Annotated in this window: 14 protein-coding genes and 1 pseudogene; 11 read left to right on the forward strand and 4 right to left on the reverse strand. The window is 34.8% G+C overall.

Annotation, left to right across the window (positions count from 1 at the left end; all coding sequences use genetic code 11):
• Window position 1: 1 nt before the first annotated feature.
• On the forward strand, window positions 2-316 hold the full coding sequence (locus V7719_RS06725) for a YbaB/EbfC family nucleoid-associated protein (RefSeq protein ID WP_335729117.1): 315 nt from the start codon (window positions 2-4) through the stop codon (window positions 314-316).
• A gap of 30 nt (window positions 317-346) precedes the next feature.
• Here the strand turns inward: V7719_RS06725 and V7719_RS06730 are convergent, their stop codons facing one another.
• Both V7719_RS06730 and V7719_RS06735 read right to left on the reverse strand, forming a co-directional pair.
• A complete protein-coding gene (locus V7719_RS06730; protein WP_335729118.1) occupies window positions 347-1,366 on the reverse strand; it encodes a threonine aldolase family protein in 1,020 nt (339 codons plus the stop codon).
• Window position 1,367: 1 nt separating this feature from the next.
• Entirely contained in the window at window positions 1,368-3,776 is a 2,409-nt protein-coding gene (locus V7719_RS06735) for a zinc-dependent metalloprotease (protein WP_335729119.1), read from the reverse strand.
• 157 nt (window positions 3,777-3,933) lie between these two features.
• Here V7719_RS06735 and V7719_RS06740 point away from each other — a divergent pair, with 157 nt between their 5' ends.
• The 5 genes and pseudogenes from V7719_RS06740 (at window position 3,934) to V7719_RS06760 (ending at window position 7,508) form a co-directional block, all read left to right on the forward strand.
• Window positions 3,934-4,587, forward strand: a complete 654-nt coding sequence (locus V7719_RS06740) for a GNAT family protein (protein WP_335729120.1) — start codon at window positions 3,934-3,936, stop codon at window positions 4,585-4,587.
• 58 nt (window positions 4,588-4,645) lie between these two features.
• A protein-coding gene (gene prfB / locus V7719_RS06745) for a peptide chain release factor 2 (RefSeq protein WP_335729121.1) occupies window positions 4,646-5,756 on the forward strand; the annotation gives its coding sequence in 2 pieces (ribosomal slippage) (window positions 4,646-4,708 and window positions 4,710-5,756; 1,110 coding nt in all).
• A gap of 6 nt (window positions 5,757-5,762) precedes the next feature.
• On the forward strand, window positions 5,763-6,104 hold the full coding sequence (arsC, locus tag V7719_RS06750; RefSeq protein ID WP_335729122.1) for an arsenate reductase (glutaredoxin): 342 nt from the start codon (window positions 5,763-5,765) through the stop codon (window positions 6,102-6,104).
• A 1-nt stretch (window position 6,105) separates the two neighbouring features.
• Complete coding sequence (locus V7719_RS06755; protein WP_335729123.1) at window positions 6,106-6,555, forward strand: hypothetical protein; 450 nt, start codon at window positions 6,106-6,108, stop codon at window positions 6,553-6,555.
• A gap of 74 nt (window positions 6,556-6,629) precedes the next feature.
• Window positions 6,630-7,508 (forward strand): annotated as a pseudogene (locus V7719_RS06760) (outer membrane beta-barrel family protein).
• Between the two features lie 126 nt (window positions 7,509-7,634).
• Here V7719_RS06760 and V7719_RS06765 read toward each other — a convergent pair.
• Window positions 7,635-7,817: a hypothetical protein gene (locus V7719_RS06765; RefSeq protein ID WP_335729124.1), complete on the reverse strand. Its 183-nt coding sequence runs from the start codon at window positions 7,815-7,817 to the stop codon at window positions 7,635-7,637.
• 493 nt (window positions 7,818-8,310) lie between these two features.
• On the opposite strand from V7719_RS06765, the gene fumC reads away from it, so the two are divergent.
• The 5 genes from fumC to V7719_RS06790 all read left to right on the forward strand — a co-directional run bounded on the left by fumC (window position 8,311) and on the right by V7719_RS06790 (window position 14,538).
• Complete coding sequence (fumC, locus tag V7719_RS06770; RefSeq protein ID WP_335729125.1) at window positions 8,311-9,708, forward strand: class II fumarate hydratase; 1,398 nt, start codon at window positions 8,311-8,313, stop codon at window positions 9,706-9,708.
• An 81-nt stretch (window positions 9,709-9,789) separates the two neighbouring features.
• A complete protein-coding gene (locus tag V7719_RS06775; RefSeq protein ID WP_335729126.1) occupies window positions 9,790-11,211 on the forward strand; it encodes a T9SS type A sorting domain-containing protein in 1,422 nt (473 codons plus the stop codon).
• A 75-nt stretch (window positions 11,212-11,286) separates the two neighbouring features.
• On the forward strand, window positions 11,287-12,693 hold the full coding sequence (locus V7719_RS06780) for a T9SS type A sorting domain-containing protein (RefSeq protein ID WP_335729127.1): 1,407 nt from the start codon (window positions 11,287-11,289) through the stop codon (window positions 12,691-12,693).
• Between the two features lie 62 nt (window positions 12,694-12,755).
• Window positions 12,756-13,991: an imidazolonepropionase gene (gene hutI, locus V7719_RS06785; RefSeq protein WP_335729128.1), complete on the forward strand. Its 1,236-nt coding sequence runs from the start codon at window positions 12,756-12,758 to the stop codon at window positions 13,989-13,991.
• Entirely contained in the window at window positions 13,975-14,538 is a 564-nt protein-coding gene (locus V7719_RS06790; RefSeq protein WP_335729129.1) for a hypothetical protein, read from the forward strand. The genes hutI and V7719_RS06790 overlap by 17 nt, the downstream gene beginning before the upstream one ends.
• A gap of 59 nt (window positions 14,539-14,597) precedes the next feature.
• Here V7719_RS06790 and V7719_RS06795 read toward each other — a convergent pair whose 3' ends face one another.
• The gene (locus V7719_RS06795; RefSeq protein ID WP_335729130.1) at window positions 14,598-15,482 is read right to left on the reverse strand and encodes a chromosome partitioning protein ParA; all 885 of its coding nucleotides are present in this window, start codon (window positions 15,480-15,482) and stop codon (window positions 14,598-14,600) included.
• Window positions 15,483-15,513: the final 31 nt, after the last annotated feature.

Consider the following 15,513-nt stretch of genomic DNA (forward strand, 5'->3'; position numbering starts at 1 on the left):
TATGTTTGGAGATATGATGGGTAAACTTAAAGAAACCCAGAAAAAAGTTGAAGAAACAAAAGAACGTTTACATAGCGTTTTAATTGATGAAAATAGTACTGATGACAAACTTAAAGTAACAATCACTGCTAACAGAACTCTAAAATCAATTGCTATTGATGATGAATTACTTCAAGATAAAGACATCCTCGAAGATTATTTAATTCTAACCATCAATAAAGCCATTGAACGCGCTACAACCGTTCACGAAACTGAAGTTTCCGCAGTAGCAAAGCAAGGCATGCCTAACATTCCGGGGATGGATTTATTTAAGTAGTGTTCGATACTAGAATGCTTCCCTTTTAGACTAAAAGTCATTTAATATCTGCAATAGTCGGTCATGCATCTCATCCGTATAATCCAAATGTGTGACCATACGCAGTTTATTGCTTCCCATACCAATAATGTGGATGTCGCTATCTGACAATTGTTTAAGAAATTCACTTTCATCTACGTGAGGTTCCAATTCAAAAATAACAATGTTAGTATCTATAGGTTCTACCTTTTTTATAATAGACATCTCTTCTAAAACAGCTCCTATTTCATTTGCTTTTTTGTGATCTTCTGCTAATCTGTCCATGTGATGATCTAAAGCATATACTCCAGCTGCAGCCACATAACCGACTTGTCGCATGCCACCTCCTAAAATCTTACGCACTCTAAGGGCACCTTTCATCACGTCATTATTTCCAATGAGTACAGAACCCATTGGACAACCTAGACCTTTACTTAAACATACAGATATAGTATCGAATAATTGTCCGTAATCTTTTGCTGTTTCATTGGTGTTTGCTAAAGCATTCCAAAGTCGTGCACCATCCAAATGATATCCTAAATTATGGGCATCACAAACCTCTTTTATACGTTGGAGTTCTGCAAAATCCCAACAAGCACCTCCACCTTTGTTTGTGGTGTTCTCGACTTCAACAAGCGTTGTTAACGGACTATGGTAAAAGTCTGGCGGATTTATAGATTCGGCAACTTGAGCTGCCGTAAACATGCCTCTATCCCCATCAATGAGTTTACAAGAGATTCCGCTATTAAATGATGCGCCTCCACCTTCATAGTTATAAATGTGTGCATATTTATCACATATCACTTGCTCCCCAGGATTGGTATGTAACTTTAAAGCTGTTTGGTTTGCCATACTTCCTGTTGGAAAAAATAAAGCTTGGTCTTTACCAAACATTTTGGCTAATCGTTGCTCTAAGGCATTAACCGTTGGGTCTTCTTTGTAAACATCGTCACCAACTTCGGCAGTCATCATTGCCTCTAGCATCCCTTTTGTTGGCTTGGTAACCGTATCACTTCTTAAATCTATTATCATTTTATTGTTGAGTATAATTACAGAAACCACTACCAATTGGCGAACCATCTGGTATTTTTGGAGCGTTTTCTATTTTAAATTTTTCTGGGTGTTCTCTAAATTCTTTTATCATCATTTGATATTGTGATGTATAAGCTGAAGGTTTCTTTTTATCTGAAAGATAGTCTCTAATTAAAGAACTGATAGCCTCATTTGCTATAGCTTTAACTTGAAAAAAAGATTGATCATTTACAGCTAGATTCATCAAATGTATTAATACACGTTCGTTTATTAACTGCTGAGTTTCGTCCTTATAAACATCATTATATCGTTTTCCGAAGGAAGCATTCAAAATCTCTTTTAACATATCATCAAATCCAAGTTGCTTATCATCCAAACTTTTTTGCTGAATCATGCGATTAGCACGTTGCGGATGTAATAATAATCCTAATGTCATATCACTAGCCGTTGATGCTGCACTCATTGGGTCAAAAGCAACGCCAGTTTTACTTGAAAATGATTCACGACTTCTCCTATACCCTGTAGCTCTTGGTGGAAAGAGTGCTAACTTATCCCTCGGAATAGCTAGTACTTCCGCAGAAATTGTGTTTAAAATTTGATTTAGGGCTTCTTTTTGAGTCCCAGCATCAATAGATTTTACAATATCTTGACCACCACCTTTTACAGCATAATTATAATCTAATCCGCCAACAACCTTAGTTGCAGCTTCTGTTTGAAAACGATGGAAAAAGTACAAGGGCACAAATACATCTTCTAAAACAGAATACGGTTCACCTTGACGAATATTATCCTTAGAGAAATTTGAAATGGCTTGCGCTCTAACCTTCAATACGCTTTCTAACTCTTCCGATGCGCTTTTACCATTGTCCCAAAGATGAGCAAGTGCGTGTGCACCGCCTTGTGCTCTGGCGTCAGAATCTGTAATAAAACTTAATACCATAAACTGAGAAACTTTTAAAATTTTATTTAAAGCGTCTTTTTCATTTGTATTATCATTAAATTCAGAATAACTATAAGCCACAGTCACTTTATCCCAATCTCCTATTCCAACAGCATAAGCATCACTAAAATCAATTTTTCCATTGGTAAGTTTTATCGATGGATGCGGATAATCCATAACCGATGCTCTACCATTTGTACTTGCTGCAAAATTATGTGCAAAACCGATGGTATGACCTACTTCGTGGGCACTCAGCTGGCGTATTCTAGCTAAAGCCATATCTAACATAGGTTGGTAATTATCATCACGCTCTGCAAAAGGCTTATCCATTAAAGCCTGTGCAATCAGAAAATCCTGACGTATACGCAAACTTCCTAAGCTCACATGTCCTTTAATAATTTCACCTGTTCTCGGGTCTATGACACTTCCTCCATAACTCCATCCTCTAGTTGAACGATGTACCCATTGAATCACATTGTATCTGCAATCCATAGGATCTGCATCGTCTGGTAACATTTCAACTTGAAACGCATCTTTAAATCCAATCGTTTCATAAGCTTGATTCCACCAACGTGCACCTTCTAAAAGCGCAGAGCGAACTGGCTCTGGTGTTCCGGGATCGAGATAGTATATAATAGGTTCTTTTGCTTCGCTTATTGCTGCATTAGGGTTTTTCTTTTCTAAGCGATGCCGAGTGATATAACGTTTTCTAATAGGTTCTTGAATTGGTGTCGCATAATCCAAATAAGTCATAGATAATGCACCACTACGCACATCGAATTCTCGCTTTTGATAACCATTATCAGGTAGCTCTATAAAACTGTGATGCTGAATCACACTTACCAAAGATGATGTAGGTGTCACACTTCTAATATTTTGGCCTTTAGACTGCCCCTTAAAAGTTAGCAATGCCTCAAACTCCACGTTTTTCGGGAATGCTTTAGTTCTTTCTAAAGACAAAGCGCTTTTACTTGCATCAATTTTATAAGTGCCTTCAGATTTCAATCGATTAGCAACACCGTGAGCATCCAGCATTAAAAAAGGTGTTAAATCAATAACATAGACACCATTGGTGTTTTCTATAATTTTAAATCCGTAAAGCACAGATTTAGCAAAAGCCTGTTCAATACTTTTTTTCTCAAGCTCATTATCTGTTATCGCTCTGTAATTTAAGTTAGGCTGAATCAATAAGAGTTTGTTTCCGGCTTTTTCAAATTTCACTAGTCGTTCTTGACCTAATTGTCCTCTATCCAAACCGATGTCATTAGACCCAATTCCAGTGGCCAAAGAATTAACATAAAGAAATTCTTTATCTAAATCTTTGACCTCTAAATATATTTTATCAGTAGATTCTTCATAATGAAAGTTAAAATAACCATCATGTTTTTTTAATTCTTTTTTACTTAAAACCTGTGAAAATGATATCGTTACGCTAAAAACTGTAAGGATTAGAAATATAGAGCTTCTCATAATGGCTGATTATTGCATAAATCTACATAATTTCGTTCAATTGGTAATTGTGACACATGGAAATTAAGTGTGTCTTATTATTCAGAAACTTATAGTTGCAGATGTGAGTTTGTTTCTGTATTAATAGTATATTATACTGAAAGCTCTATATGACAGATTGAAATTAGTATTCTCCCTCATTAGAAATGGAAATCTCAAACCCATTTTTGAAGGTATATCTACACGTCTATACTCTAACATCAACTTCATTGGTTTAGAGGTCACACCGGCAGAACTTAAAAACATCGACTCAAAATTAGATATTATCATTCGTCTCTATGAGAACTCAGACATCAATGCTCTTAAAGAAGAATTAAGGCATCGACGGTTAGTTAGCGAAAAAATTCCAAATTGTTATGTTGCTACAACAAAAAATAATGACACTGTATACAGACAATGGTTATTTATGCATACTCAAAATGAACGTATAGCAGATTATTTTGGATCAATTTTTCCGAAGTTAAAAAAGGATGAAGCACTCATTGAAGGCGTATTTACTCATCCTGATTATAGAGGTTTGCGCATAATGCCAAATGCCGTTTATGAGATATTAACTCAAAAACATTACAAGCACCTTACAAGAGTTATTGCATTTGTAGAAGAGAACAATAGAGCAAGCCTAAAAGGCTTTAATCGAATTGGTTTTAAACCTTATATGGTGAGACAAGAACGATGGCTATTCTTTAAACGAAAAGTATCTTTTGGCTCTATAACTTCTGAAGGACAGAAAAGCTACATCAATTTAGCTCTAGTTATTCTGAATAAAACATAATCTCATTTTAGTTTTGCCTAACGAAATTATATGTTACTTTCGCTGAAAATTATTTGCAATGATTACATCAGATCAAATTAAAGATCTCAATACACGCCTTGATAAACTAAGGCACTATCTTTGACATAGATGCCAAACTAATCGAAATTTCTAACGAAGAAGAGCAAACCTTTGACCCAAATTTCTGGAATAACTCCAAAGAAGCCGAAATCATTATGAAGTCGCTTCGTGAGAAGAAAAGTTGGGTTCAAGATTACGACACCTCAAACACTTTAATAGAAGACCTTGAAGTAATTTATGAGTTTTTCAAAGAAGATGAAGCCTCTGCTGAAGATGTAGAAAACAGATATAGTAAAGCCTTACTCCTCATTGAAAAATTAGAATTCAAGAATATGTTATCTGAAGAAGGGGACTCGCTTAGCGCTGTTTTACAAATTACAGCTGGAGCTGGCGGAACAGAGTCTTGTGATTGGGCAAGTATGCTCATGCGTATGTACTTGATGTATGCTGAAAAAAGCGGATTTAAAGTCAAAGAGCTCAACTTCCAAGAAGGCGATGTTGCTGGTATCAAAACCGTAACTTTAGAAATAGAAGGCGACTATGCTTTTGGTTGGCTGAAAGGCGAAAATGGTGTACATCGATTGGTGCGAATTTCTCCTTTTGATAGTAATGCCAAACGTCATACCAGTTTTGCTTCGGTGTATGTATATCCTCTAGTTGATGACACGATTGAAATTGATATTAACCCTGCAGATATTGACATTACTACAGCGCGATCAAGTGGTGCTGGTGGACAAAACGTCAACAAAGTAGAGACCAAAGTGCAATTAACACATAAACCATCAGGAATTCAAATTTCATGTTCTGAAACACGTTCGCAACATGATAATAGATCTCGAGCGATGCAAATGCTGAAATCTCAACTCTACGAAATTGAATTACAAAAGCAACTGTCTCAACGCGATGATATAGAAGCTGGAAAGATGAAGATTGAATGGGGAAGCCAGATACGTAATTATGTGATGCATCCTTATAAATTAGTCAAAGATGTACGTTCCGCACACGAGACAGGAAATGTTGATGCTGTAATGGATGGCGATATTGAGCCGTTCTTAAAATCATATTTGATGATGATGGGTCAAAAAGAGGAAAATCCTAACGAATTATAAAAACTAATGATAACGATATACCACAACCCAAGATGCAGTAAATCAAGAGAGGGATTTTCACTATTAGAAAACTCTGGCAAAGATTTTGAAGTGATAAAGTATATGGATGAACTTATTTCCGAAGAAAAACTAAAAAATATCCTATCTTTATTAGGTGTAAATCCGATAGATTTGGTACGTAAAGGGGAAGCAATTTGGAAATCGGATTACAAGGGCAAAACCTTAACAGATAGTCAACTTATTAAAGCAATGGTCAAACACCCAAAATTGATTGAACGGCCTATTGTAATTAATGGTAAACAAGCAGTAATTGGCAGACCGCCAACTAACATATTAGAAATTATTTAAAATGAAAAAAAAATTCCTAAGCATTTTTATTTTGATCATTTTCACAAGTCTGTCTTATGGGCAAAATAGAAATCAAAGACGTCAAATACCTCAAAATATAGATCCAGAAAAGGACAGAGCTAAATACGAGGAAAAGGCAGAAAAAGAGAAGACGAAGTACATTTCAGAATTTGTAGCCACTCTTGAAGTTGATGATTTTCAGAAGGAAATCATCATGCAAACCATGGATTCTTACTTTACTGAACTCAGAGGGATCAACAGGCTAGGTCTAAATTCTTTTGATCGTAAAGATTATATCGAACTATTTGATAAAAAGCATTTTAAAGACGTAAAAGAAATCGTTTCTGAAGATGTAATGAACAAAATCATGGACGCCATTAAAGGTAAATGGGATAGAAACGAAGAGAAGAAGAAAAAGAAGAAAAAGAAGAAAAATAAAGACAAAAACTAAAGCATCTAAATACATGGCTTAAATTCTTATCAATAGAATCTAAGCCATTTTTTGTTTAACATAAGATTATTCAAATTACGAGTAACGATTTCGAACGTAAAAATTATACTGGCCTCTTCCCAACGGTTAATTTAGGATATGAAATTACCGAGAAACAAAGTCTTACTTTAGGATATAACCGACGAATTAGACGTCCGCGTTCTCGTTTTATCAACCCGTTTCCTTCTAGAAGTAGTGATACTAACCTATTTCAAGGAAATCCAGATATCGATCCGAGTTACTCAAACATTTTTAATTTGGGGTATTTAAATCGCTTCGGAAAAATGACACTTAATTCGTCTATCTACTATCAACGTGCTACTGATTTTTTTACTTTTGTTTCTTTAGATAAATGAGAGACAACAATTGTTGGAGGAACTGAAATGCCAATCATAGAACGTTCACCAATCAACTTAGCGACGAATGATCGTTACGGATTTGAATTCACCCTAACCTATAGACCGTCAAAACAATGGAACATCAATGGAAACCTCAATTTATTTAAATCGGTTACTAAAGGCTTTTTTGCAGGTACTGATTTTGGTGCCGAAAACTTTAGTTGGTTTGCCAGAATAAATAACAAGCATACCTTACCAGGAAATGTCGATTGACAAACACGAATCTTTTATTGTGGTCCACGAGAAGATGCACAAAATAAAACGAAAGGGTTATTTTCTTCCAGTTTAGCCTTTAGTAAAGACCTATTTAAAGATAAAGCTTCGCTAGCGTTCAATATTAATGATGTATTCAATTCTGCAAAGAAACAAACCACATCAACAACATCAACATTTGTAAATGAAAATGAATTTCAACGAAGACAACATAGTTTTAATGTGACGTTTACCTATCGTTTTAATCAGCAGCAACGTGAACTTGGCAACTCTGGTGGTGGTGATTTTGACCTTGAAGGATAAACAATTAGTTGCTTCGAAACAGAATATACTTTGCTTCTCACTAGTGCTCAATGATCAGAAAAAAATTAAGCATAAAAAAAGGAAACCAAATTGGTTTCCTTTTCATTTATATAATATATACTCCGTTTAGTGAGTAGAAGCGTCACGCTTTGCTTTCTTTTCTGCTTTGATTTCATTAAAACGCTCAATAAGCGAACCACCAATCCAATAAGGGACTACAAATGTGATTAAAAAAATCATTAACCAGAACCCAATCGTTAAAATGGTTAAAAATGCTAAAAATCCTAAATATTGGTCAAATTCAAACATGTGGTTTATTTTTGTTACTGCAAAGATATAATAAAGGGATTTGTTTTGCAATAGGAAACTTGAGATTTATTAACAGGTTGTGAAGAATTAATCAATCACAACTTTTATTCTAAATAGAATCAATTTGTTTAACTTCATTTCTTTTGAATTTTACATTTTCTGATTTTTTAATCTTGACATAACCTCTCTTTGAGGCACTATCCATAAAACAAATCCTACCTTTTTGAAAATCTTGACCGGCTCATGAGTAAAAAAGAAAATATAGTAATGATTGTAAAAACGATTCTCATATACTATTAAAGCTTTTTAAGTTCTGCATCAATGCATGCTTTTATTATTGATACATTCCAAAACGATTATATTTTTTTTAATCAAAACAGAATCTGATATGGTAAGATTATTTATACCTTATTTATAAAACTAAGCCTAGGTTTTTTATTCAAAAAACAATCAAAACCCCTAACTTTGTAGCACGATAAAAACACATCCTATTATGGAATTTAGAATAGAAAAAGACACCATGGGCAACGTCAATGTGCCTGCCGATAAACTTTGGGGAGCGCAAACCGAACGCTCTCGTAATAACTTTAAAATTGGTGCACCCGCATCTATGCCTTTAGAAATTGTTTACGGTTTTGCATACCTTAAAAAAGCCGCTGCTTTTACCAATGCCGAATTAGGTGTTTTAGATAATGATAAGCGTGATTTAATTGCTCAAGTCTGTGAGGAGATTTTAGAGGGTAAACATGATGACCAATTTCCATTAGTGATTTGGCAAACGGGTTCTGGTACACAAAGTAATATGAACGTTAATGAAGTTGTTGCGAATAGAGCACATCAAATTGCTGGTAATGTAATTGGTGAAGGTGAGAAAACGATTCAGCCAAATGATGATGTCAATAAATCACAGTCGTCTAACGATACCTTCCCTACAGGAATGCATATCGCGATTTACAAAAAGGTAGTAGAAACTACCATGTCCGGAGTGATACAATTAAGAAATACATTACATGAGAAATCGGTAACTTTTAGAGATGTGGTAAAAATTGGTCGTACGCATTTAATGGATGCAACACCATTAACACTCGGACAAGAATTCTCAGGATACGTATCCCAATTAGATCACGGCTTAAAAGCATTAGAAAATACACTTCCGCATTTATCAGAATTAGCACTTGGAGGCACAGCAGTTGGCACAGGACTCAATACACCAAAAGGCTATAGCGAATTAGTAGCAGAGTATATCGCTAAATTCTCTGGATTACCTTTTATTACTGCAGATAATAAATTTGAAGCACTTGCTGCTCACGATGCACTTGTAGAAACACATGGCGCTTTAAAACAACTCGCAGTGTCCTTAAATAAAATTGCCAACGATATCCGTATGATGGCTTCCGGACCGAGAAGTGGTATCGGCGAAATTATTATTCCGGCAAACGAACCTGGTAGTTCTATCATGCCGGGAAAAGTAAATCCTACACAATGTGAGGCTTTAACCATGGTTTGTGCTCAGGTAATGGGAAACGATGTTGCAGTGACTGTTGGTGGTACACAAGGACATTACGAACTCAACGTATTTAAACCTATGATGGCTGCAAATGTATTACAGTCTGCTCAACTTATTGGTGATGCTTGTATGAGTTTTGAAGCACATTGCGCGTCTGGAATCGAACCTAACCATGAGGTAATTAAACAATTACTGAATAATTCATTAATGCTAGTAACGGCCTTAAACACCAAAATCGGGTATTATAAAGCTGCTGAAATTGCTAACACAGCTCATAAAAATGGAACTACTTTAAAAGAGGAAGCTATTAACTTGGGTTATGTGACTGCTGAAGACTATGACGCTTGGGTGAAACCAGAAAATATGGTGGGCGAATTAAAATAAGCTAAAAAGCTACAAACCATCGATTAAACGCATATTTTATCGATAAATTAATTATATTAGCACTTATAAATAAAAAAAATTATGAAGAAAACACTACTCACTCTTATTTGCTTAACATTATTTAGCAACTTTATATTTGCTCAACCTTTTGCTACTGAGCAAATCATTGATCCAAGTACTGGAAACGAAGCTTATGAAATAGCATCTGGTGATCTTGATGGTGACGGAGACATTGATATTGTCATGGCAACTTATGATTATAATGGCGGAGTTCCTGCAACAGATTATATCAAATGGTACAAGAATGATGGTATGGGAAACTTTACAGTAGAAACTAATGTGTCTTCAACAAATGTATGGATTGACGGACTCACAGTTGCTGATATTGATGGTCAATTTGGATTGGATATCATCGTGACGTCTTCTACTAGTGGCGTATCATATTTCCTAAGCAATGGTACTGGTTTTGATGCTGAAGTAATTGTAGATGGTACTATTGTTGGTCCTGGCGAAGTTGTCGCTGGAGACATCAACATGGATGGTAATATGGATATCGCTGTAATTTCATTTAATGATGGTAAAACACTTTGGTATTCAGGTGATGGCTCTGGAAATTTTACAGCAGAAGCAGATATTGAAAACGGAACAGGGAATTTTACACTTTATGTGAGTTTAGCTGATTTAGATGGTGATACAGATTTAGATGCTGTTGTCACATATTATGGCAATCAGTCTATAGAAATATATTACAATCAATATATTGAAAGTGGTTCTACTGCAGTAACGTGGGTTAAAGACACCGTTACCGTAGACAGTGGATCAACAGCAACAAATTTTTTATTCAATGTGACTACTGGAGATGTCAATAATGATGGCAGCATCAATATTGTAGCTGTAGATAATTCTTCGGGAGAAGTAACATGGTATAATAAAGTAAAAAATGGAGCGTCTACGGCTAATGCTATTTCTGATGAAACTATAATAGATAGACCAGCTTTTGCTCGTGTTTCAGATATTACTAATGATGGTTTCAATGATGTTATCCTAACCGATGGTGGTTCAAATGACGATGCTATTATATTCTTCGAAGGTGCAAATAATGCTAGCCCAAGTGCTACACCAACACTTATAGCAGATAACAACTTCCAAATGTGGGATATTACTATAGCTGATTTTGATGCAGATGGAGATAAAGATATTGCATCTATTGGTAATTTCAATGATACCGTATTTTGGTTTGAAAATGAATTGATTACACTTAGTGTTTCAGAATTTGATTCTGAAGCATTAATCATTCATCCAAATCCAACAACAGAAAAGCTAACCTTCTCTGGAAACTTTAACGAAGCATTAGATATTTCAGTTTATGATGCTCTTGGACATGTTGTTTTATCTAATAAAATTGCAGCTAACGAAAGTTTAAATGTGTCTCAATTAAGTGATGGCATCTATATCATAAAAGATAATAATTCAGATATGACTAAGAAATTTGTTAAACAATAAATTCTTTATAATCTCAAAACAAGCAAGTGAATTTTATTTACTTGCTTGTTTTGTTTTATACCTTTTCCTATGACCATGCATAAGTTTTTATATTGTTGTATTTTTTTACTCTTCACAAGTGCAAATTTGTTTGCTCAAACTACATTTAATAAAACCCAATCTATTGCACTGCCTCTGCCTGGTGGCAACGCTCCATACAATATAGCTTCAGGTTTAATTGATAATGACGCCTTCCAAGATATCGTCGTGAGTACAACTATTGGAAATACAGTGTATTGGTTAAAAAATGATGGTACAGGAAATTTCACGCTACAAACAACACCAATTGGCATATTAAATAGTGCTGGAGGCGTTGCTATTGCCGACATTAATAATGACGGTTTTAATGACGTTGTGTCGACATCAGCAAATGATGGAACATTAGTTTGGTATGCAAATGATGGACTTGGGAATTTTGGAACAGAACAAATTATTTCATCTACCATTGATGGTCCAGGTCAAGTATATATTAGGACAATAGATAATAATACAACCTTAGATGTAGCAGTTGCTGCATATAATGGAAATGAGGTGATTTGGTTTGCAAATAATGGCTCAGGAACTTTTGGTGCTAAAAATATTATTGATAATACCATTGTGAATCCTGGAGCTTTTGCGATGAAAGATATTGATTTTGATGGTGATATTGATAGTGTTATTGCCAATGCTATTGGTTATGGAACACCAAACGATTGCAGAGTTGAAGTCTTTTATAATGATGGTGATGGAAACTTTACAGCCGATACCAATATCGTGTCCCTAAATACTAAAGATTATATTTTTAGTGTCATGGCCGAAGATGTAGACAACGATTCTAGCTTAGATATCCTAGTCACAGATTTAACAGGAAATGCCTCTTGGTTTAAAAGAACACAAACTGCTCCTGGAACAGCGACATATACTGAAACCATAATTAACACAAGTATTGCTAATCCAGCATGTTTAGATTTACGGGATTTAGATAATGATAACTTAAAAGATTTTGTTCTTACAAGTGCGACTTCTGGCAGTGGAAATGACATTGTTTGGTTTAAAAGTGATGGTGTTGGAGGTTTTGGTCCAGAAAATATTATCGATGCAACGCAAAGTCAAGCATACACAATTACATTTGCAGATTTTGAAAATGATGGCGATTTAGATATTTCAACAATCGCCTATAATGATGATAGCGTTAATATGTTTGAAAATCAAAAAATTGTGCTTTCGGTTCCTGAAATAGAAACATCAAATATCACTATTTTCCCAAACCCTACAGATGGTCAACTATACTTTAAAGGAATTACAGCACCTGTTGAAATATCAATCATTGATATCCTTGGCAAAACAATAAAGACACAGCATATCAATTTAAATGAATCGCTCGATATTTCTGATCTGGAAAATGGTACTTATATTATAAAATTTTACGATACAGGCAGTAATTTCAAGTTTATCAAAAAATAGAAATGCATATGCTTCTATTGTTTTTGGTTAATTTGTAAATTTATACTCATATAATCATCAATATGACTTTACTCATAACTAACATCAAAGAATTACTTCAAGTCAGAGATCACCATATTACCATTGTAAAAGGTGATGATATGAAAGTCTTGCCTATACTCAAAAATGCTTATCTGCTGATTGAACATGATACCATTGTAGAATTTGGTCACATGGATAATTGTAAAGATATTGAAGCAAACGAAGTTATTGATGCTACTGGTAAAATCGTTTTACCGGCTTGGTGTGATTCTCATACACATCTTGTTTATGCTGGAGACCGAACACAAGAGTTTGTTGATCGTATAAACGGATTATCCTATGAAGACATTGCCAATCGTGGTGGTGGCATTTTAAATTCTGCTGAACAATTGCAAAACACTTCAGAAGATGAACTCTATAAGCAAGCCTCTAAGCGTCTTACCGAAGTTATCAAGCTAGGTACAGGAGCAATTGAAATCAAATCGGGTTATGGCTTAACTGTTGAAGCCGAACTCAAAATGCTTCGTGTTGTCAAACAATTAAAACACGAATTCCCTATTATAGTAAAATCAACCTTATTAGCGGCACATGCGATTCCGAAGGAATTTAAAGACAATAAGAAAGGGTTTATAGATCTTGTCGTAAATGAGATGATTCCGGCGGTTGCCAAAGAACATTTAGCTGAATACATAGACGTGTTTTGTGAGAAAGGTTATTTCGATTTAGAAGATACAGCTCGAGTTTTAGAAGCAGGAAAAGCACATCGACTCATACCTAAAATACATGTCAACCAGTTTAATGCCTTTGGTGGTGTCGCCCTTGGTGTTGATTATAATGCGCTTTCTGTTGATCATTTGGAAGAACTCAATCCAGAGGATATTTTAGCATTGCAAAAGTCGGAAACCATGCCAGTTGCGCTTCCCTCTTGCTCCTACTTTTTGAGTATTCCGTATACACCAGGTCGAGAAATTATAGATGCAGGTTTGCCTTTGGCGCTTGCTACCGATTACAATCCAGGTTCTACACCTAGCGGAAATATGAACTTCGTGGTATCTACAGCTTGCATTAAAATGAAATTAACGCCTGAAGAAGCTATTAATGCAGCAACAATTAATGGCGCTTATGCCATGGGAATTTCCAAACTCTACGGTAGTATTTGCAGAGGAAAAAAAGCAAATTTGATTATTACTAAAGCCATCCCAAGTTACTACCACTTACCCTATGCTTTTGGAGACAACTTTATTGACACTGTGATTATCAATGGTCAAAAATTTTAATTTATCTAAAAGTCAGTCGCTTTCCAAACAGTGCATTATAAAAGGACTAACCGATTTTTATTCGGTTTTTAATTACATCAAACAATTACCTTACGGGCGACTTGCTAACCGAAGTGATTACACCTTAATTCTACGAGAAAACAAAGGCACTTGCTCTACAAAACATGCGTTTTTAAAAGCTATAGCTATTGAAAATGGTATTGAAGATTTAAAATTATGTTTAGGTGTTTTTAAGATGAATGCTAAAAACACACCCAAACTTAAATTGGTTTTAGAGCAACATGACTTAGATTATATCCCAGAAGCACATTGTTATTTAAAGCATAATGAAACTATTATGGACATTACCTTCGGAAATGATGGTGATCCAGCATTTGTAGATACTTTAATGCATGAAGAATTCATAATTCCCGAACACATTGGCGATTATAAAGTCGAGCTACATCAATCTTTTCTAAAATCATGGATTGCAAACGAAAATTTAGAGTTCAGCTTCGATGAACTTTGGAAGATAAGAGAGTCTTGTATCTTAGCTATTTCAAAATAAAAATAAAAAATCCGAAAGCTCAGTGAACTTCCGGATTTTTATATCATTTATTGAATTTCTTACCTCAGTGTAAATTCTGAAGATGAGATTATTTCTTTATTATTAAAAACGTTTACGATATAACGTCCTTTTTCAAAATCATCATTTGGAGCAACAAACTCACAAATATCTAAGTTTCTGTTTTCGTAGTTAAACTTGCTTATTAAACTGTAGTTTAATACTGTTTCTTCGTCAAATTGAATTTGCTCATTGGCTCCTAATACATTGTTTTTAGGATCTAAAACCTGAACATACAACTCCACATCTCCAGCACCAACTAAAGCATTTTTAGCGACTGTATAACACACTCTAATTTTGTCACTACGACCTGCACGTTCTGTTGGTATTAATTTACCTGAACTTCTCTCGATCACACCAAACCCCTTGAGGTTTACAGTTTGTAATACAGCTGCATTTTCAACAACTTCAGCTAATTGTGTATTTTGTACTAATAGAGAATCTGTAAACACTGTACGTTCTGCTAATTGAACCGTTGTACTATCTAAACTAGTAGCCAACAAATTGTTCTCAACTTTAAGTTGGTCGTTTTCAACTAACAATACATCCATTTCTTTTTGTAAAGCCATGAATTTCTTTTTGTATCTCCATAAACTGCTTACACTGTTTTGAGAGATTTTTAATGAATCCATAAGTCCTTGGATACGTCCTCTAGCTTCAAACAAACTTTCGTTAGTAACTTCATTTTCACCAATAGCAATATCATATTGCTTGGCCATAGTACTTAAATCTGCCATGACTTGCTCCTTCTCTCTAGTTAAAGAAGCTTCATTCTCTTTTTTCTCATTGTAAAGTTTAGATGTGTAAAATCCTGTACCTAAAAATAGAGCCAGAAGTATTCCTAATGCAATTTTTAATCCTGTACTCTTACTGTTTGAATTTTCCATAAATTTACTTTTTGTTTTTTAATTATTATAA

Origin of the sequence: Psychroserpens sp., from assembly GCF_036960315.1 — a bacterium.
GTDB lineage: Bacteria > Bacteroidota > Bacteroidia > Flavobacteriales > Flavobacteriaceae > Psychroserpens.

Coding starts and splice junctions, on each gene's coding strand:
- V7719_RS06755 (WP_335729123.1), top strand. CDS start 6,106: ATGAAAAAAAAATTCCTAAGCATTTTTATTTTGATCATTTTCACAAGT.
- arsC (WP_335729122.1), top strand. CDS start 5,763: ATGATAACGATATACCACAACCCAAGATGCAGTAAATCAAGAGAGGGA.
- V7719_RS06730 (WP_335729118.1), bottom strand. CDS start 1,366: ATGATAATAGATTTAAGAAGTGATACGGTTACCAAGCCAACAAAAGGG.
- V7719_RS06790 (WP_335729129.1), top strand. CDS start 13,975: ATGGTCAAAAATTTTAATTTATCTAAAAGTCAGTCGCTTTCCAAACAG.
- V7719_RS06780 (WP_335729127.1), top strand. CDS start 11,287: ATGCATAAGTTTTTATATTGTTGTATTTTTTTACTCTTCACAAGTGCA.
- V7719_RS06725 (WP_335729117.1), top strand. CDS start 2: ATGTTTGGAGATATGATGGGTAAACTTAAAGAAACCCAGAAAAAAGTT.
- V7719_RS06795 (WP_335729130.1), bottom strand. CDS start 15,482: ATGGAAAATTCAAACAGTAAGAGTACAGGATTAAAAATTGCATTAGGA.
- fumC (WP_335729125.1), top strand. CDS start 8,311: ATGGAATTTAGAATAGAAAAAGACACCATGGGCAACGTCAATGTGCCT.
- V7719_RS06765 (WP_335729124.1), bottom strand. CDS start 7,817: ATGTTTGAATTTGACCAATATTTAGGATTTTTAGCATTTTTAACCATT.
- hutI (WP_335729128.1), top strand. CDS start 12,756: ATGACTTTACTCATAACTAACATCAAAGAATTACTTCAAGTCAGAGAT.
- V7719_RS06775 (WP_335729126.1), top strand. CDS start 9,790: ATGAAGAAAACACTACTCACTCTTATTTGCTTAACATTATTTAGCAAC.
- V7719_RS06735 (WP_335729119.1), bottom strand. CDS start 3,776: ATGAGAAGCTCTATATTTCTAATCCTTACAGTTTTTAGCGTAACGATA.